We start from the raw sequence: 17,047 nt of genomic DNA on the forward strand, positions 1-17,047 counted from the left end.
CGCCATGGAACTCGCGATCCTGTCCGTCAGTTTTCTGATTTTTCTCGTGCTCGGCGTGCCCGTGTCGTTCGCGCTCGGGATAGCCTGCGTGCTGACCTATATGGTCGAAGGCTTGCCGATCGCGACCGCGATGCAGGCCATGATCTCGGGGATGAACGCGTTCTCGTTCCTCGCGGTGCCGTTCTTCATCTTCTCCGGCGAACTGATGCTGCACGGCGGTATCGCGGACCGGATCCTGCGCTTCGCGCAGGCGACCGTCGGCCACTTCCGCGGCGGCCTCGGGATGGCGAACGTCGTCGCCTGTACGCTGTTCGGCGGCGTGTCGGGCTCGCCGACCGCCGATACGTCGGCGATGGGCGGCGTGGTGATTCCGCTGATGAAGCGCGAAGGCTACAGCGCCGCGTACGCGGTCAACGTGACGACGCATGCGTCGCTCGCCGGCGCGCTGATGCCGACGTCGACCAACATGATCATCTATGCGTTCGCCGCGCAGGGCATCACCGGCATGCTGCACGGCCAGCCGGTGAGCGGCGTGTCGATCGGCGACTTGCTGTTCTCGGGGCTGCTGCCGGTGTTGTGGGTGATGGGCTTCGTGCTCGCCGCCGCGTACTGGCAGGCCGTGCGTCACGGCTATCCGCGCCGGGAAGACGGTTCGTCCGCGCTGCCCGCGTTTCCCGGCTGGTATGCGGTGCTGCGCAGCTTCGTCGGTGCGGTGCCCGGCCTGATGGTGATCGCGATCATCCTCGTGTGCGTCGCGAAGGGGATTGCGACCGCGACCGAGGCGGCCGCGATCGCCGTCGTGTACTCGCTCGTGCTGACCGCGGTCGTCTACCGCACGCTGACGGCCGCGAAGCTGCGCCGCGCACTGTCGCATGCGGCGCGCACGACGGGCGTCGTGCTGCTGCTGATCGCGGTGTCCAACATGCTGCGCTTCCAGATGTCGTACCTGGAGATTCCGGATGCGATCGAAGGGCTGCTGAAGCAGTCGACCGCCGCGCCGTGGCTGATGCTGCTGTACATCAACATCATCCAGGTGTTCCTCGGCACGTTCGTCGATATGGCCGCGCACATCCTGATCACGACGCCGCTGTTTCTGCCGATCGCGATGGCGTGCGGCGTCGGGCCGGTGCAGTTCGGGATCATGCTGCTGCTGAACTGCTCGCTCGGCCTCGTGCACCCGCCGATCGGCTCGGTGCAGTTCGTCGGCTGCGCGATCGGCAACGTGTCGATCGGCGAGACCACGAAGATGGCGTGGCCGTACTATCTCGCGATCTTCAGTGCGATCAACATCGTCACGTACCTGCCGTTCTTCTCGACTTGGCTGCCGAGCATCATCAGCGGGCACGCGGTGTTCTGATTCTCCGATCGCGTGCTTTCATCGACGCGGCGCCGGACGACCGAGGTTGTCCGGCGCCGCGGTCGTTTCTGCGGCGCCCTTACCGCGCACTGATGCTCGACCGCGTCGCACGAGGCGTACCGACGAGTCGCCGCACGTCGCGCTACGCGCGTTCGCCAAGTGCGGCGAGCTTGCGATCGCGGCCGCGTGCGTCGCCGGATTCTCCGCGCACGAGGCTCAGCGCCTCCGCGCGGCTCGCCACGCACGGCGCGGAGCCGGGCAGCGGCTGGCGTGCCGTCTCGCGCAGCGCGAGCACCGACACGATGCCGATGAACGATGCGCCCATCAGGTAGTACGCGGGCATCATCAGGTCGCCGGTGCGATCGACCAGCCACGCGGTGACGAGCGGGGTCGTGCCGCCGAACAGCGACACCGACACGTTGAAGCCGATCGCAAGCGCACCATAGCGGATCCGCGTGGGGAACAGCGCCGGCAGCGCCGACGGCATCACGCCAGTGAACGTCGACAGCAGCACGCCGTAGATCAGCATCCCGCCGAACACGGGCAGCATGCCGCCGGTGCGGATCAGCATCAGCGCCGGCACCGCCAGCACGAGCAGGCCCACGCAGCCGGCCATCATCACCGGCTTGCGGCCGACCTTGTCCGACAGGTGGCCGGCATAGAGCGTCATCGGCATCATCAGCACCATCACGAGCAGCACCAGGAACAGGCCGTGCGACTCGCGGAAATGCAGCGTCGCCGACAGGTAGCTCGGCAGGTACGACAGCGCCATGTAGTCGGTCACGTTGAAGATCAGCACGAGGCCGACGCATTGCAGCAGCGGCTTCCATTGCTCGACGAGCAGCGTCGCGAAGCGTTGCTTCGGCCGCCCGCGTTCGTCCGCTTCGCGTGCTTCGGCTTCCTTCTTGAACGCGGGTGTTTCCTCGAGTTTCAGCCGGATATAGAGACCCACCAGGCCGAGCGGGCCGGCGATGAAGAACGGCACGCGCCAGCCCCATGACAGCAGCGCTTCCTGCGACAGCGTTGCAGTGAGCAGTGCGACGGTGGCCGCGCCGAGCGTATAGCCGATCAGCGTGCCGAATTCGAGGAAGCTGCCCATGAAGCCGCGGCGCTTGTCGGTCGAGAATTCGGCGATGAAGGTGGCCGCGCCGCCGTATTCGCCGCCGGTCGAGAAGCCCTGCACCAGACGCGCGACGAGCAGCAGCACGGGGGCCATGATGCCGATCGACGCGTAGCTGGGGATTAGGCCGATCGCAAAGGTGCCGACGGCCATCATGATCATCGTGGCGGCGAGCACGCGCTGGCGGCCGATGCGGTCGCCGAGCGGACCGAACACCATGCCGCCGAGCGGGCGCACGAGGAACGCGGCCGCGAACGTGCCGAAGGTCGCGAGCAGCTGCGCGGACGGGCTGCTCGACGGGAAGAACACCTTGCCGAGCGTGACGGCGATGTAGCTGTAGACGCCGAAGTCGAACCATTCCATCGCGTTGCCGAACGCCATTGCGCCGACCGCGCGCTTGAGGACGGCGGGGTCGACGATCGTGATGTCTTCCAGCTTGACGGTCTTGCGCGAAGATCGGGCTCTCGCGGGGTGCGCTTGCGACGGGCTCAATGAACTCTCCTGGAATTGCCTTGGCAGCCGGCCGGGCGGGTGTGCAGTGGAGTCGTGCGGGCCGATGGACAGCGAAGGCGGATGTCTCGGGGCGCCTCGATGTCGGTGAAGTGACGCGCGCTGCGGGCGACACCGGGCAGGTTTGTTGTGGGAACCAGTTTAGAGAAACGGGCGCGCCCGACTATCGGTCATGCGCCCGGAACCCGGTTGTAAACGACACGGGTTCGAGTGGGGCAGGGGGCGTCGAAGCGGGCCCGGACGCATGGGGCGCGCAACGTCGTGTCGCGCGCGCTTCTGCTTGCGACCGTCACTGATGGAAGGCGGCGAGGGGCTTCCGGCTGCCGGCCTCGGTGCCATCCTTCGACAGGGCATGCCGGTCGATACCCGGCGCGATACGCCACAGCGATCGATTGTCGATATCCCGTTTGCCGCGACAAGGAAACGTCATCGGTCGGCAGCATGCTTCGACTGCCCGGGCAGCGCTTCGCCCAGTTTCTCCAGCAGGAAATCGGCAAACACCGTGACCGCGGGCGCCAGGGGCGGGCGGCTCGTATAGACGAGTTGTAGCCCGAGGTCGCTGCTCGACCGTCGATAGGCAGGCAGCACGCGCACCAGCTTGCCTTGCTCGATGGCCGGTTCGGCGAGCAACTGCGGCAGCAGCGCGACCCCGAGCCCGGCAATGCAGGCCTGTACCACCACGCGCATGTCGTTGACCGAGAAGCGGCTGTCTATCGAGATTTCCTGGGTGCCGCGCGGCCCCTGCAGGCGCCACATGCTGCGGCCCTGGCGGCCGGACACCGTCAGGCAGTCGTGGTCGGTCAGTTCGCGCGGCGTGCGCGGCGCGCCGCGCCGCTCCAGGTAGGCGGGGCTGGCGGCGAGGATCATCGTGCCCGGTGCAATCCGGCGCACGCGGAAGCTGCCGCCGGTCTCGATCCCCATGCGCAAGGCCAGGTCGATGCGCTCGCCGATCAGGTCGGACGGCGTGTCGTCGAGCAGGAAGTCGATGCTGATCTGCGGGTAGCGCGCATAGAACTCGGCCAGCCATTCCAGCCGGAAAATTTCGAACAGGCCGGCCATCGCCGTCACGCGCACGGTGCCGGACGGTTCCTGCCCGTCCGCATGCAGCCGCCCGATCTCGAAGATCCGGTCGAGCGCCGGCGCATAGCGCTCGAACAGCGCTTGCCCTTCGGTGCTCGGCGCGAGCTTGCGGGTCGAGCGATGCAGCAGGCGCGTGCCGAGTTGCCCTTCGAGCTGGTCGATGCGCCGGCTCAGCGTATTGGCCGGCATGCGCATGCGGCGCGCGGCCTCCGAGAAGCTGCCGGCGCGCACGACCTGGACGAACAGCGCGAGATCATTCAGATCGAGCATCGGATTCCTCCAAAAATGGATTAATCAAATCCTATTTATCCGTCTAGTGTAAAGCAGCGTCCGTCTCCATACTGCTCTCACGCTACAGACGAACCTTTACGTTCCAGGGAGAAAACGTTGAAGAAGCATTTGATGATCGCAGCGGGCGCGCTGGCAGCGGTGCTGTCGTGCTCGGCCTTCGCCGAAAGCGCCACCTACCAGTTCGACCCGAATCACACGTACCCGAGCTTTGAAGCCGACCACATGGGCGGCCTGTCGGTGTGGCGCGGCAAGTTCGACAAGTCGAGCGGCACCGTGACGCTCGACCGCGCGGCGAAGACGGGCACGGTCGACGTGACGACCGACACCGCGTCGATCCACACCGGCAGCGCGAAGCTCGACGAGCACCTGCAGACGGCCGAGTTTTTCGACGTCGCGAAGTTTCCGCAGGCGAACTACAAGGGCACGATCAAGTTCGACGGCGACAAGCCGGTGTCGGTGGTCGGCAACCTGACGCTGCATGGCGTCACGAAGCCGGTGACGCTGAAGATCGATGCGTTCAAGTGCATGCCGCACCCGATGCTCAAGCGTGAAGTTTGCGGCGTCGACGCGGTCGGCGAATTCGACCGCAGCGATTTCGGCCTCGACTACGGCAAGCAGTACGGCTTCAGGATGAAGACGAAGCTGCTGATCACGGCCGAAGCGCTCAAACAGTAATCCCGTTCGGAGAACACCCACATGAAACTGCTCCATATCGATTCCAGCATCCTCGGCCAGGGCTCCGTCAGCCGCGAACTGTCGGCGGAGGCCGTCGCGACCTTCCGCGCCCGCGATCCGGGCCTCACGGTGACACGTCTCGATCTCGCCGCCACGCCGATCGGTCATCTGACGGCGGAACACCTGGCCGCCGCGCAAGGCGCCCCGATCGGCGACGCATTGAAGGCGGACGTCGAGATCGGCCAGCGCGCGCTCGACGACTTTCTCGCTGCGGACATCGTGGTGATCGGCGCGCCGATGTACAACTTCGGCATTGCGTCGCAACTGAAGGCGTGGATCGACCGTATCTCGGTTGCCGGCACGACGTTTCGTTACGGCGAGAACGGGCCGGTCGGGTTGTGCGGCGGCAAGAAGCTGGTCGTCGCGTCGTCGCGCGGCGGCGTGTACAGCGAAGGTTCGCCTGCCGCCGCATTCGATCATCAGGAAACCTATCTGAAAGCGGCGTTCGGTTTCCTGGGCATCACGGACATCACGTTCATCCGTGCGGAAGGCGTCGCGATGGGGCAGGACCTGCGCAGCGGCGCGATCGCATCGGCGAAGGAAGCGGCGGCTGCGCTCGCGGCCTGACGCCATGTAACCGAGACCGACCACCGGAGAGCCCCCATGTCACATGCCATGCAGCCCGCCGATGTCGCCGTCGCCGGCCGTCACGTCATCTTCCGCACCCGCGGCCGCGCGCACGGGCCCATCGTGCGGATGGTGAGCCCGTCGGACGTCGGCGAGATGATCAAGCCATTCGTTTTTCTCGATCTGGTCGATACGCAAGCGTCGCTCGGGTCGGGCTTCGGCTGGCATCCGCACTCGGGGATCGCCACGCTCACGCTCGTGATCGACGGCCAGGGCACCTTTGCGGAATCCACCGGCCACGAAGGCGCGATCGTGGCCGGCGACATCGAATGGATGAGCGCCGGGCGCGGGGTCTGGCATACCGGCACCGTCGTGCCGCCGGTCAAGGTGTTCCAGCTGTGGGTCGCGTTGCCGCCGGAGCGCGAGCTGGCGCCGGCCTTCAGCCAGCATCTGTCGATCGCCGACATCCCGTCGGACGGTCCGGCGCGCGTGCTGCTCGGCCGCAGCGGCGACGCGGTCAGCCCGATCGATGCGCCGCCTGGCATCCACTACGTCGTCGTGCAGCTCCAGGCCGGCGAGCGCTGGACCTGCCGGCCGCAGCCGGGTTACAGCGTCGGCTGGACCGCCGTGATGGACGGCAGCCTGCGCGTACCGGATCCGGTCGCCCAGGGCGAGCTGGTGGTCTTCGACGCGTCCGACGCCGCGATCGAATTCGAGGCGGTGACCGATGTGCGCTTCGTGGTCGGCACGGCCGTCCCGCATCCGCACGATCTGCATCTGGGCAACTATTCGGTGCACACGAGTGCCGCCGCGCTGGTGGAGGGCGAGCGTGAGATCGTGCGCATCGGCCGCGAACTGCGCGCGAAGGGCGCGTTGCGTTGATTCGTCGGTAAGGTATCCGATCGATATGAAACGGATGGACCGACGTAGTCAGGCCGGCCCGGCTGCGTCCATCTCGGCGTCGAACGACGTATCGGCGATGCGCGCGCGTTGCAGCGCGCTGGCCCGCTTCCCGATCGCGGTCAGATCCAGTGCATCGAGGCGCTCACGCACGTCCTGTACGAAGGCCGCGTAGTCCGGTTCGTCCGCATACTGGCCGAGCCAATCCTCGATATCGGTGAGCTGCCCGTTGTCGGCCAGCCGGATCAGTTCGGCGAGCGCGTCGTCGGGCGGGCCCTGCATCGGGGGCGCGGCACGGTCCGGCTCGGCATCGCGGTCCGGATGAAACCGCCGGACGAGCTCCGACGCCGGTACGAGCGCGTGCTCGACGGCCGGCGCGACGATCGCGAACGAGAACGCGGTGCCGGCGCCCGGCTGGCTGGCGACGGCCAGCTCGCCCCCCATCGCGCCGACGATGCGCTGCGCGATGAACAGGCCGAGCCCGGTGCCGCCGTTCACGGCCTGCACCTGCTGGTACGCGCGGAAGATGTCGCGGGTTCCGCTGATGTCGATCCCGATACCCGTGTCGGTAACTTCGAACAACAGGCGCCATGCGTCGCCTTCGCGAGACGCATGAATCGACAGCGTGACCGTGCCGTCGCGGGTGAATTTCGACGCATTGGACAACAGATTGAGCAGCACCTGCTGCAGCCGCATGCCGTCGATCGACACCGTGCGCGGCAGCGGCGTGGCCGGCCGGTAGACGAACCGGTTGTCCTGCTGCGCGCACAGCGCGAGCGCATAGTGACCGATGTCGTCGAGCAGGCCGGGCAGGTCGGTCGCGTCCGGCGCCACGCCGAGCGGCTGCAACTCGGTCTTCGTGAACGCGAGCAGTTCGTCGATCAGTGCGAGCTGGTAGCGGATGCTGCGATCGATCGACCGGATCAGCTGCGCCTGGCTGCGCGTCGCGCTTTGCAGCAGCAGCTTCGCGTAGCCGTTGATCGTGGACAGCGGCGCGCGCAGGTCGTGGCTGACGTAACCGAGCGTCTCGATCTTCTGCTGCATGTGGGTCGTCACCTGTTGCAGCGCGTCGTTGAGCGCGACCGTGCGTCGTGCGACTTCGTCGCGCAGGCGATCCTGTTCGGTGATCTGCCAGTGTTCGAGGCGCGTCCTCGCCTCGGTGCGCTGGCGGCCCACGTGATGGATCCACGCGGCCAGCACCAGCAGGTGCGTGGCGAGACCGACGATCGCGATGACGGGGTTCGGGTAGATGTCGGATTTCAGCCAGGACAGCGCCGGCGGCAGCGTGTTCATGCCGTCGAGCACGCGCATCAGCATGTTGAAGGTGGCGAACCCGATGGCGATCAGCATCACGCGGCCGGTCGGCGTCCGGCGGATCGCGAGCATCAGCGCGAGGCTGATGTTGACGATCCCGAGCACCGCGTTCAGCCGCAGGCAGAACCACGTGAACGTCAGCAGGTCGCCGCCGGCGGCGCCGACCATGCCGACACCTTCGAGCGCGAGGAAGGCCATGTAGATCGCGCGCATCGGCAGCCTTGCCTGCTCGCGCCGGGCGACCATCAGGATGAAGACGATGAAGCAGGCGACCGCCAGGTACGCGAAGATCACTTCGCCGCGCGCCGACCATTCATGCAGCGCAGGCGGCAACGCCATCGCCGGGTAGCCCCGGTAAGCCGCTTCGAACAGCGTCGTGCCCAGCGCCATCGCGGCCAGCACATGGAACACGCCGCTGCGCGAAAAGAACCCGATCAGCAGCGCGCACCACACGAGCGCGAGCAGCCCGCCGAAGAAGCCGAAATCCCACATCGTCGCGCGACGTTCCTGCGCATCCCACGCCGCATGCGTGAACGCGGCCGGCGCGAGCCGCATCTCCTTGCGCGACGTGACGCGGATCAGCACGGGAATGCTTTCGCCGGCGCGCAGCGTGACGTCGAGTACCGGGTAGCGCGACGACGGCGGGGCGGCATCACCGCCGGTCCCGGCGGCCGGGAAACGGCTGTCGAGTGTCCACCGGCCGTGCTGGCCGATATAGAAGTCCGTCTGGTCGACACGCGCGTCGCGAATCGCCAGCACCAGCGCGCGCGTGGCGCTGTCGCGGTTGGTCAGCGTTGCGCGGATCCACCATGCCGATCGCGAGAACTCGACGTTGAACGACGACGTGGCGGCCAACAGCGTGCCATGCCCCGGATCGGCGAGCCGGGCGGCGACCTGGTCGGCGGACATCGTCGTGCTCGCGTCCTCGAATACCGACACGGCATCCAGTTGCGCGGGGTTCGGTGCCGACGCGGCGCGCGCCGTCGCGCAGGTGACGGCCATCGCGATCAGAAGCAGCAGCACCGCGCGACATCCGGTTGCCCATGCCACGTGGCGCCTACGCATCGTGACGGTGCTCCGCGGGCGCATTGGCCGCGTGGCGCTGGCGCCGCCAGTCGGACGGTGTGATGCCGAAGCGTTCGCGAAAGGCCGTCGCGAAATTGCCGGGCGTGGAAAAGCCGATTTCCTCGGCGATGTCGCCGATCCCCATCGACGTCTCCGCGAGGAAATGCATCGCGGCGCGCAGGCGCGTGTCGCGCAGATATTCGAACACGGTCTGGCCGAGATGGTCGCGGAACACACGGGACAGGCGCTTTTCGTGCGTCCCGACCTGTCTGGCGAGATCCTCGAGCGCCGGCGGATGGCGCAGGTCGCGCAGCAGGACCTCGGTCGCCGCGCGCACGAGGGCCGCGTCCGGGTGGTCGGGCAACGCGGGCAGATGCGCAAACGGCTGGCTGCGCCGTGCCCGCTTCAGATGATTGCGGATCCGGGCCAGCACCTCCGTTGGCTCGAACGGCTTGACGATGTAGTCGATTGCGCCCGTTTCGAGCCCCGCGAGGCGATCCTCGAGATCGCCCGCGGCAGTCAGGATGATGATCGGGATCGATTGCGTCGAAGGCGTCGACGCCAGCAGCCGGCACGCGGCGAAGCCGTCCATGCGCGGCATGCGGACATCCATCAGGATCAGGTCGGGCGCGATCGCCTGGGCACGGTGATAGGCCTGCAGGCCGTCGAACGCAACGCTGATCCGGCACCGCGCGGTACGCAGGATCTCGGTCAGGAGCCGCAGGTCGTTCGGGCGATCGTCGACGACAAGAATATGTGCGTCAACGAGATCCGGCGTGGCACGAGGCAACACCGAACTGGGCGAGCGGGATGACATGGTTGCGGACGCGTTGGAAGGGTGGCCGGTCAGGTTGGGAACATCGCTGTCTGCGCGATTGTGGCGAAAAATTATATGTCGGCGGCAGCGCCGACTGTGAGGATTCCGTGTGGCCCGAGAGGGCTTGTGCGACGCGGTGTGGCTTGTGTGTCGTCGTGCCGTCTGGCCGGAAGAAACGGAGATGGAAAAACATACCGAACTGAATGTTGATAATCGGTCTTTGTTTGAGGGTTAATTGCCCGGAATTCGAATTGTTCCGATCGATGAACCCGTTCGTCATGCGCCGGAAAATCGATGTCATCAAGGTAAACCAGATGGGGAGCTCGTAGCGTGCCTGATTGCTATTTTTTGCCGGGGGGCTGGTCGGAATTCTGTTCGTCCGGCAATCGGGCTTCGCGCCGAAGTGTATGGATGTCAATGTCGTCCGCTCGGGAAAAGGTTTTTTCCGATCGGGAAAAGGTGCGTTTGTCCAGATACCCGCACACTAGCCTTGGCGCGGCTGGAATCGATTATTTCGATACATCCGAGATCGCGTGGATCGCATGCCGAAGTCCCGTCGAGGTGCATGCGATACCAATATGACATTGAATGATGCGATTCCGATGACATGGGATTGAGGCAGGGCACGAATAACTGGCACGAGGGTAATGCAAATCTCATGATTTGCCGAATACGTTGCTATATAAGAAAAATCGGTGAATCTTGAAATATGCTTGTGTGTGAGGCGCCGGTCGAGAAGAAATCGTCAACGAAATTCGATCGATTCATTCGATGCAGGGGGCGTCCGGCAAGTCGTCGATGCTGTTCCGGAAATCCGGAGAATGCGTTTGACGGCGGGACGGAGAGGTTGAGTGGCTGCGCGTTGGCCGTCCGAGGGTTCGATCCATCGGGCGGCCGCGCGCGGTGCGCGCTCGAATCAGGCGGGCACGAAAACGCTGAGCACGGCAGGCATGACGGGCCAACGCCCGGTTCTCACGAACCGGTGGCGCATGCCTCAGTCCCGGGGATCGTGCGACGCCATCCTCCTCCTGAATGAAACCGAGCGGGTCGCCCCCGGGTGCGGGCCGGCTTCCGCCTATCTGGCGTCTGAACGACGCTCACCCATGGGGCTCGAGATCGTCGCGGGTTCGGCGCGACGGCGTTCGAACGGCAGCGACCCAGGTAAAACGGTCAATCGTGGTTTTCGCGACGCACAAAGATTTTTTTACCCTCAAAGGTCTCCTGTACGCCTTGCACGCAATTCGGCGGACACTTTACGACACCATCCGCGCTCTCGCCTGACACGGTGACCGCTTTGTAGACAACGGATTCGATGAACGTCCCGTCGGCAGCGACGACGATGTTCAGATCGGTCTCGACGCCGGCCGGCACGGATCCGCCGGTGGTATAGACGGTGTTCATGGTGCCGGTGCAATCGGCGTTCACCGTGTAGGTGCCGGTCTGGTGCGGATTGAACGTCGTCTGCCCACCTTTCGGCAGGCCGCCGATCACCCCGAAATCGGTGCGTGAATAATGGCTCGTACCGTCGAACGTCACCAGCGCGACGTCATCGAGGATCGACGGCGCAGCGTAGGGATGCACCTTGCCGTCGGCACCGATCAATCCAAGAATCTCTCCGTGACCGATAAACTCAAACGCTCCCTTTAGCATCGCGTTCGAGCAAAGGCCGTCGGCCTGCGCGGCACCACTGAGCGATAAAAGGGCAACAGCTGTTGCAGACAGAACGCTTAGACGCTTGCTTTTCATGTTCATCTCCAAGTCATGAATCGGGCGCTTAACTTGATCAAGCGGGGCGGATTGCTTCCTTGACTGACCGAACTGCATGCATTCACTAGCAGGAATCGAAAACAGGCACGGTTTCGCTTGGCGACTATCGGGTGGCGAAATCCGTTGTAGCCAGGCTTTACGATTTTGGTGGCGAAATACGACCGGTTTCCCTCGGCGCGTCACGTAACGCCCATTGATTGCCAGTGATCAAGCAGACGCGCAGGCGTGACGTCACCCGGCGCGCGGGATGGCCGTACAGGCGAGTGGATGCTTGAAGATGGAGACCTAGGGTGTCTAGACCGTGCGCGTGAAGCAAGTGTCCATAGTCGTCGCCTTCCTTCCCTTCGTTAACTACCGACTGCCCCCGGACACAAAGCACGCCCACGACAACCTGGTGAGCAAGACTATTCGTTATTGAACGAACATAGACGGACGATTGACGGATTACAAGGCGACGTAAAGTTATTTTTCGAAATAAAAAATCCAATGAAATCCGTGTAATTTCAGACGTGTCAATCGGGTTTCGATTTTTTGAATCAATCGTCCTATTTTAAGAATAGAGGCGGGCGGGCCGCCATCGGATGGCGCGCGAACGAAGATGATTCGCGTGCACGGAAATGCCGGACGAATGCAGCGGGAGGATGCCAGCGTTGGCTCTGCTGCAAACAGTCGATCTTGCGACGCTCGTCACATTGGTCGAACGGCTGCTTGCTGGGGGGAACGGTCGCCCTGATGTCCGACAACGCTGCTGGGGAGCGACGCTTTGTGGCCGCCGCCTGCCTGTCGAGCCCGCACGTTTGATCCGACGCAAGGGCGCAGCAATCGTGGCTCGCGTGCTTGCGATGGCGAGTACACTGAACATGCCATGAAACAGGAGAATGCGATGATCGACGCTGGTCCCCAAAGCACCTTCCGAGGGCTGCCGCTGACCGTGGAGCAGGACGCGGAAGTGCGGCACTACATCAAGGATCGGACTCGGCGTGGGCTGCCATGGGACACGTCGGAGTTGAGCGCCATGCTCAAGGACATGCTTCATCCCCCGGGCGACGGCGACAGCGATGTCGCTTCCCCGGCAGATGAAACCAGAGCGGCCGCCGAGCGCGCAACCGCGTCGGTTGACGAAGCGATGGACCCGATCGAGGCGAATGAAGAGTGGCATGCGGCCATGGAGTCGGAGGGCATGAAAGGCCCCAGACGATAAAAACGGAGCACCGACGGTTCGATTCCTGGCTGTGCCGCATTCGGGGAGTGCGCGCCGGATGTCACGCGTCTCAGGAAAGGCGCGTTCCGCGTCGCGCGTGCGCTGCGTCGCACTGCACACGGCGGGCCTGTTGACGCACAGGGTGCCGCCATCATGAGCATCCCGACCCGCAATCGGTCCGTTCGCAGGCAATTTCGGACGCAGCCAATCGCGCCACCCATGCCGCATGGCGCCAGCGGAACCGCGAGCCGCACTTCCTCGCCGAGCGCCCGGCAGCGGGCGCCATCTCAGTGTTTGAGCACGCAGACGGCCACGATTTCGTATCCGGGGTCGGCATGCACGTGCGCTATCTTTTCCGCTTCCTCGTACGAAAGAAACGACGTGGCATCTTCAACCGCCGGTGCCATGCCGATATCGCCATCCTCGGCGGTGCACAGGAATTGCTCGCCGGTCTTCACGACGTAGACGGACAACATGATTCCCTCCATCGTTTGCAGGGGGGAATTCCAGTCTAGCAGGCCAGAAACGGGGCACAGGCGGTTTGCAGCGTCCTTTCCTCGAGGTCGTTGAAGGCGGTATTGCCGCCTCGAAGGTCCACGCGTCAATCCGGCCGACTCATCCGTATCCGCCGGTGCTCGATCCGGCGGGTAATCGGCCGCCGCCGGCCGGAGGTGAGCGATTGCCGTCAACCCGGCGCTGCGTCACGAAGCCGTCTCCCGCGAAGGGCCGCAATCCCGACCTTCAATCGCTCGGCATGCGACACGAGCGGAAAGCCGTGCACAATACCCGCATGCAAAATCCAGACCTCGAACACCTCGTCACCGTCACCATGCCCTTCGGAAAATACAAGGGGCGACTCATTGCCGACCTGCCCGGGCCTTACCTCAACTGGCTGGCCCGCGAAGGGTTCCCGCGCGGTGAGATCGGCCGGCAGCTCGCGCTGATGCACGAGATCGATCACAACGGCCTGCGCGACTTGTTGGAGCCGTTGCGCAAGCGCGGATAGCGTCAATCAGGGGCGAATGACCCAGCGTGCCACGCGGGCCCCGCATCGATCGACGGCGATCGGCGACAACCGATCCTATCCAGCCCCTGCCACGTGGGTTGAGCGACCGCATCGGGCCACGGTGATCGGACGTTCGGCGCAGCCCGAGCGCATGGCGGTGTCTGTCGTTCGGCAAGAAAGGCCATGCTTGACGTTGCTCGTGGTGCCTGCCTTGCAACAGATCGCCAGACCGTATCGTGCGTGCGCTGCAACAGGTCATGCGTCGCGCATGCGGCGTCGGTACTGACCCGCAAGCACCTGGCGCGTCGCCAATGCTGACATAAAATGAAAAGAATCGTTGATGGCAAAAAGGGGTGCCAACATGAGACGCCTTTATTTCCTCGTACCCGATACGCCGATGGCGAAGGCAATCGTCGATGACTTGCTGCGCGCGCGCATCATCTGGCGTCATATCCACGTTCTCGCGAATCACAGCGTCACACTCGATCAGTTACCCGAAGCATCGTTGCTGCAGAGCAGCGATGTCGTGCATGCGCTGGAGCGCGGCGTCGCATTCGGCGGTGCGACGGGCGCGCTGATCGGCCTCGTCGCGTTGGTGTTCCCCCCTGCGGAGCTCGTGATCGCGGGCGGCGCCGTCGTCGCATTGACGGTGATGGGGGCGGGCTTCGGCGCGTGGACGGCCGCGATGATCGGCATTGCCGAGCCGAACGCGCGACTCGAGCGATTTCGTGAAGCGATCAAGGAAGGCCAGATCCTGATCATGGCCGACGTACCGCCATTGCGAGAGCAGGAAATCGAGCAGATGGTCGCCCAGCATTTTCCGACGGCCGACCTGGAGGGTGGCGAGCCTACGACACCGATCTTCCCCTGACACGCGAATACCGGCACGCACGACGCCCGAGCGCGTCGACGCAAACCGCCGGGCGCGCTATCGCATTGCCGCGACCCAGGGCGACAGGCTCTTGCGTCTCGATGCGAGCGGCTGGGGCGTTGCTGCATGGCGCGCGCAGGCAGCGACGTGGCGGACTGCGTGCGTCACGGCGTATCAGCGTCGTTTCTGACCGGTGAACCAATAGAACAACACCGCGCGCCCACTGCCTGCCGACACGCCGATGCCGAACGTGGTGCGGCGTGTCGCGGTGAGAGGCACCGCGCAGGGCTTCTGACCCTTGCGTCAGGACTCCTGTCTTCCATGACGAAGTGCGCAAGGAACGTGCCGTTGACCTGCGCGCGTGGTGCCTTCTGAACATGATTGCTGAAGTGGAACCGTCAGCAAGGAGGTCGTATGGAACTGCACATTCAATCACACCATTGGGAGCGGCGTACACCCGACTGGCTTTGCGCCGCCGTGGCCGGTCTTGCGGGCGGTGCGCTGGTGATCGCGCTGGAATTCTTCTGGTCGACCCTCGTGATCGGTGAAAGCCCGTGGCAACCGACCCACAAGATCGCGGCGATGGTGATGGGCCGCAGCGCGCTCGGTCAGATGTCGCAATTCAACCTCGAAATCGTCGCGCTGGCGCTGTTTCTGCACTACGTGCTCGGCGCGATCATGGGGATGATCCTCGCCGCGATCATGGCGCCGTTCCGCTTCGATTCGAGCGTGGGCATGGAGGCGGTCATCGGGCTGGCGTTCGGGCTCGTCGCGTATGGGTGGAACTTCTACGTGATGACGGCCGTGTTCCCGTGGTTCGTCTCGGAACGCGGTTCCGGACCGTTGCTGGCCAACCTGCTGTTCGGCGTGGTGGCGGCTGTCACCTACGGCATGCTGGAACGGCGACGCAGGCAGAACGCGGTGGACTGACGCGGCGTTTTGTTTCCGATGCGCCGACTCGGAATAACCGGTGCCCATCAAGCGATGGCCGCCTCGGCAACTGACGCCGGAGGTGGCCGTTTCGCATGGCATTGCCGCACGTGAAGCCACCACTCGAAACCGTCATTCTCGCGGCTCGTACCGGGGCGCGCTTCGCGCTTCCACTGTCTTGCGCGATAGGGAGGAGCGAACTACCTTTTCTTTAGAGCCGCCTGCAACGCCAGACGAATCGGTCCTGGCAGACTGCCGCCAAAATAACAATACGAAAGACGGCAAGGCGGCACGTTGACGCCTGGAGCGCGCGTTCGCGGCTCCGGCGGGTGACACGCAGCGAGGCGGCCTATGGCCCTTGCGATTGCCCTGGTCCTGATCATCCTGTTGGCGGTGGGGTTTCACTTTGCCAGTCCGTGGTGGATCACGCCGATCGCGTCGAACTGGGTGCGCATGGATGACATGCTGACGATCACGCTCGTCATCACCGGTGCATTCTTCATCGCCATCAACCTGTTCATCGTGGTCGCACTGGTGCGCTATCGCCACCGCAGCGGGCATCGCGCGGCCTACGAACCGCATAACCGGAAGCTGGAATGGTGGCTGATCGGCCTGACCGCCGTCGGCGTGGCGGCGTTGCTGGCACCGGGGCTGTTCGTCTACGCGGACTACATCCGGCCGCCGCGCAACGTGCTGCAAATGGAAGTGCTCGGCCAGCAATGGCAATGGCGCTTCCGCTTCGCCGGCCCCGGCGGCAAGCTGGGCACGACGGACGTGCGCTACATCAGCAACGACAACCCGTTCGGCCTGAACCCCGCCGACCCCAACGGCCGTGACAACTACCTGATCGAGACACCCGAAGTGCACCTGCCGCTCAACCGGCCGATCCAGGTCCTGACGCGGTCGCGCGACGTGCTGCACGACTTCTACGTTCCGCCGTTCCGCGCGCGCATGAACATGGTGCCGGGCATGGTGACGACCTTCTGGTTCACGCCGACCAAGGCAGGGCGCTACGACATCCTGTGCGCGCAGCTCTGCGGGATCGGGCACTCCAGCATGCGCGGCGTGGTGGTGGTGGAAGACGAAGCCGCGTTCTCGCGCTGGCTGGCGCAGCAGACCACGTTCGCGCAGCAGCAGCTGGCCCACGTGCAGGCCGCACCCGCGGCTGCCGGTGGCAGCGCGCAGGCGCTTGTCAACCTGGGCAAGACGCTCGCGGCGGGCAAGGGCTGCGTCGCCTGTCATACCGTGGACGGCAGCCCGCTCGTCGGCCCGACCTGGAAGGGCCTGTACGGCAAGACCGAAACGATGGCCGACGGCAGCACCGCGAAGGTGGACGAAGCCTATCTGCGCGCGTTCATCCGCAATCCGACGGCCCGCGTCGTGAAGGGCTTCTCGCCGATCATGCCGCACTTCGACCTGAGCGAGCAGGAACTGACCGCGCTGGTGGCCTATATCAAGGCGCAAGGCGGGACGCCGCCCGCCAGTACCGCGGCCCAGCCGTAGCGGAGCAGATGCC

15 protein-coding genes are annotated in these 17,047 nt (G+C 64.9%); 9 read left to right on the forward strand and 6 right to left on the reverse strand.

All coding sequences use genetic code 11. The features are described from left to right. The first annotated feature begins 4 nt into the window (after window positions 1-4). Window positions 5-1,357: a TRAP transporter large permease gene (locus QZM67_RS07795; RefSeq protein ID WP_043184307.1), complete on the forward strand. Its 1,353-nt coding sequence runs from the start codon at window positions 5-7 to the stop codon at window positions 1,355-1,357. A 142-nt stretch (window positions 1,358-1,499) separates the two neighbouring features. Here the strand turns inward: QZM67_RS07795 and proP are convergent, their stop codons facing one another. Together proP and QZM67_RS07805 are read right to left on the reverse strand one after the other, a co-directional pair. Next, window positions 1,500-2,969 (reverse strand): glycine betaine/L-proline transporter ProP, encoded by a 1,470-nt coding sequence (proP, locus tag QZM67_RS07800; RefSeq protein WP_301801630.1) that lies wholly within the window; start codon window positions 2,967-2,969, stop codon window positions 1,500-1,502. 444 nt (window positions 2,970-3,413) lie between these two features. Then, on the reverse strand, window positions 3,414-4,337 hold the full coding sequence (locus QZM67_RS07805; protein ID WP_301801632.1) for a LysR family transcriptional regulator: 924 nt from the start codon (window positions 4,335-4,337) through the stop codon (window positions 3,414-3,416). A gap of 117 nt (window positions 4,338-4,454) precedes the next feature. Here QZM67_RS07805 and QZM67_RS07810 point away from each other — a divergent pair, with 117 nt between their 5' ends. From QZM67_RS07810 to QZM67_RS07820, 3 genes are read left to right on the forward strand one after another with little or no spacing between them, the layout of a single operon-like run. Next, window positions 4,455-5,033 (forward strand): YceI family protein, encoded by a 579-nt coding sequence (locus QZM67_RS07810; protein WP_301801634.1) that lies wholly within the window; start codon window positions 4,455-4,457, stop codon window positions 5,031-5,033. 21 nt (window positions 5,034-5,054) lie between these two features. Then, the gene (locus QZM67_RS07815) at window positions 5,055-5,660 is read left to right on the forward strand and encodes an FMN-dependent NADH-azoreductase (RefSeq protein ID WP_089452685.1); all 606 of its coding nucleotides are present in this window, start codon (window positions 5,055-5,057) and stop codon (window positions 5,658-5,660) included. 36 nt (window positions 5,661-5,696) lie between these two features. Further along, window positions 5,697-6,542 (forward strand): pirin family protein, encoded by an 846-nt coding sequence (locus QZM67_RS07820; protein ID WP_301801637.1) that lies wholly within the window; start codon window positions 5,697-5,699, stop codon window positions 6,540-6,542. Between the two features lie 48 nt (window positions 6,543-6,590). On the opposite strand, the gene QZM67_RS07825 is transcribed toward QZM67_RS07820, so the two are convergent. The 3 genes from QZM67_RS07825 to QZM67_RS07835 all read right to left on the reverse strand — a co-directional run bounded on the left by QZM67_RS07825 (window position 6,591) and on the right by QZM67_RS07835 (window position 11,502). Further along, window positions 6,591-8,939 carry a sensor histidine kinase gene (locus QZM67_RS07825; RefSeq protein WP_301801640.1) on the reverse strand — a complete coding sequence of 783 codons (2,349 nt, stop codon included), beginning with the start codon at window positions 8,937-8,939 and terminating at the stop codon, window positions 6,591-6,593. Further along, entirely contained in the window at window positions 8,932-9,756 is an 825-nt protein-coding gene (locus tag QZM67_RS07830) for a response regulator (protein WP_301801642.1), read from the reverse strand. The genes QZM67_RS07825 and QZM67_RS07830 overlap by 8 nt, the downstream gene beginning before the upstream one ends. Before the next feature lie 1,170 nt (window positions 9,757-10,926). Next, window positions 10,927-11,502 (reverse strand): hypothetical protein, encoded by a 576-nt coding sequence (locus QZM67_RS07835; RefSeq protein WP_175020722.1) that lies wholly within the window; start codon window positions 11,500-11,502, stop codon window positions 10,927-10,929. A 904-nt stretch (window positions 11,503-12,406) separates the two neighbouring features. Between QZM67_RS07835 and QZM67_RS07840 the strand changes: the two genes are divergently transcribed. Beyond that, window positions 12,407-12,724 carry a hypothetical protein gene (locus tag QZM67_RS07840; RefSeq protein ID WP_301802192.1) on the forward strand — a complete coding sequence of 106 codons (318 nt, stop codon included), beginning with the start codon at window positions 12,407-12,409 and terminating at the stop codon, window positions 12,722-12,724. Between the two features lie 287 nt (window positions 12,725-13,011). On the opposite strand, the gene QZM67_RS07845 is transcribed toward QZM67_RS07840, so the two are convergent. Further along, window positions 13,012-13,200: a hypothetical protein gene (locus tag QZM67_RS07845; RefSeq protein WP_301801646.1), complete on the reverse strand. Its 189-nt coding sequence runs from the start codon at window positions 13,198-13,200 to the stop codon at window positions 13,012-13,014. A gap of 314 nt (window positions 13,201-13,514) precedes the next feature. Between QZM67_RS07845 and QZM67_RS07850 the strand changes: the two genes are divergently transcribed. From QZM67_RS07850 to QZM67_RS07865, 4 genes are all read left to right on the forward strand, one after another. Further along, window positions 13,515-13,730: a DUF3820 family protein gene (locus QZM67_RS07850; protein ID WP_043184321.1), complete on the forward strand. Its 216-nt coding sequence runs from the start codon at window positions 13,515-13,517 to the stop codon at window positions 13,728-13,730. A 361-nt stretch (window positions 13,731-14,091) separates the two neighbouring features. Continuing rightward, complete coding sequence (locus tag QZM67_RS07855; RefSeq protein ID WP_089452688.1) at window positions 14,092-14,601, forward strand: DUF1269 domain-containing protein; 510 nt, start codon at window positions 14,092-14,094, stop codon at window positions 14,599-14,601. 414 nt (window positions 14,602-15,015) lie between these two features. Next, the gene (locus tag QZM67_RS07860; protein ID WP_175020721.1) at window positions 15,016-15,531 is read left to right on the forward strand and encodes a hypothetical protein; all 516 of its coding nucleotides are present in this window, start codon (window positions 15,016-15,018) and stop codon (window positions 15,529-15,531) included. 351 nt (window positions 15,532-15,882) lie between these two features. After that, entirely contained in the window at window positions 15,883-17,034 is a 1,152-nt protein-coding gene (locus QZM67_RS07865) for a cytochrome c oxidase subunit II (RefSeq protein WP_089452690.1), read from the forward strand. Window positions 17,035-17,047: the final 13 nt, after the last annotated feature.

Origin of the sequence: Burkholderia sp. AU45251 (genome assembly GCF_030482905.1) — a bacterium.
Taxonomy (GTDB): Bacteria; Pseudomonadota; Gammaproteobacteria; order Burkholderiales; family Burkholderiaceae; genus Burkholderia; species Burkholderia aenigmatica.

Excerpts from the sequence above, each read along its gene's own strand:
- QZM67_RS07850 (WP_043184321.1), top strand. The coding sequence starts at position 13,515 with ATGCAAAATCCAGACCTCGAACACCTCGTCACCGTCACCATGCCCTTC.
- QZM67_RS07825 (WP_301801640.1), bottom strand. The coding sequence starts at position 8,939 with ATGCGTAGGCGCCACGTGGCATGGGCAACCGGATGTCGCGCGGTGCTG.
- QZM67_RS07820 (WP_301801637.1), top strand. The coding sequence starts at position 5,697 with ATGTCACATGCCATGCAGCCCGCCGATGTCGCCGTCGCCGGCCGTCAC.
- QZM67_RS07805 (WP_301801632.1), bottom strand. The coding sequence starts at position 4,337 with ATGCTCGATCTGAATGATCTCGCGCTGTTCGTCCAGGTCGTGCGCGCC.
- QZM67_RS07855 (WP_089452688.1), top strand. The coding sequence starts at position 14,092 with ATGAGACGCCTTTATTTCCTCGTACCCGATACGCCGATGGCGAAGGCA.
- QZM67_RS07865 (WP_089452690.1), top strand. The coding sequence starts at position 15,883 with ATGGCCCTTGCGATTGCCCTGGTCCTGATCATCCTGTTGGCGGTGGGG.
- QZM67_RS07860 (WP_175020721.1), top strand. The coding sequence starts at position 15,016 with ATGGAACTGCACATTCAATCACACCATTGGGAGCGGCGTACACCCGAC.
- QZM67_RS07835 (WP_175020722.1), bottom strand. The coding sequence starts at position 11,502 with ATGAAAAGCAAGCGTCTAAGCGTTCTGTCTGCAACAGCTGTTGCCCTT.
- QZM67_RS07815 (WP_089452685.1), top strand. The coding sequence starts at position 5,055 with ATGAAACTGCTCCATATCGATTCCAGCATCCTCGGCCAGGGCTCCGTC.
- QZM67_RS07795 (WP_043184307.1), top strand. The coding sequence starts at position 5 with ATGGAACTCGCGATCCTGTCCGTCAGTTTTCTGATTTTTCTCGTGCTC.
- QZM67_RS07830 (WP_301801642.1), bottom strand. The coding sequence starts at position 9,756 with ATGTCATCCCGCTCGCCCAGTTCGGTGTTGCCTCGTGCCACGCCGGAT.
- QZM67_RS07840 (WP_301802192.1), top strand. The coding sequence starts at position 12,407 with ATGATCGACGCTGGTCCCCAAAGCACCTTCCGAGGGCTGCCGCTGACC.
- QZM67_RS07845 (WP_301801646.1), bottom strand. The coding sequence starts at position 13,200 with ATGTTGTCCGTCTACGTCGTGAAGACCGGCGAGCAATTCCTGTGCACC.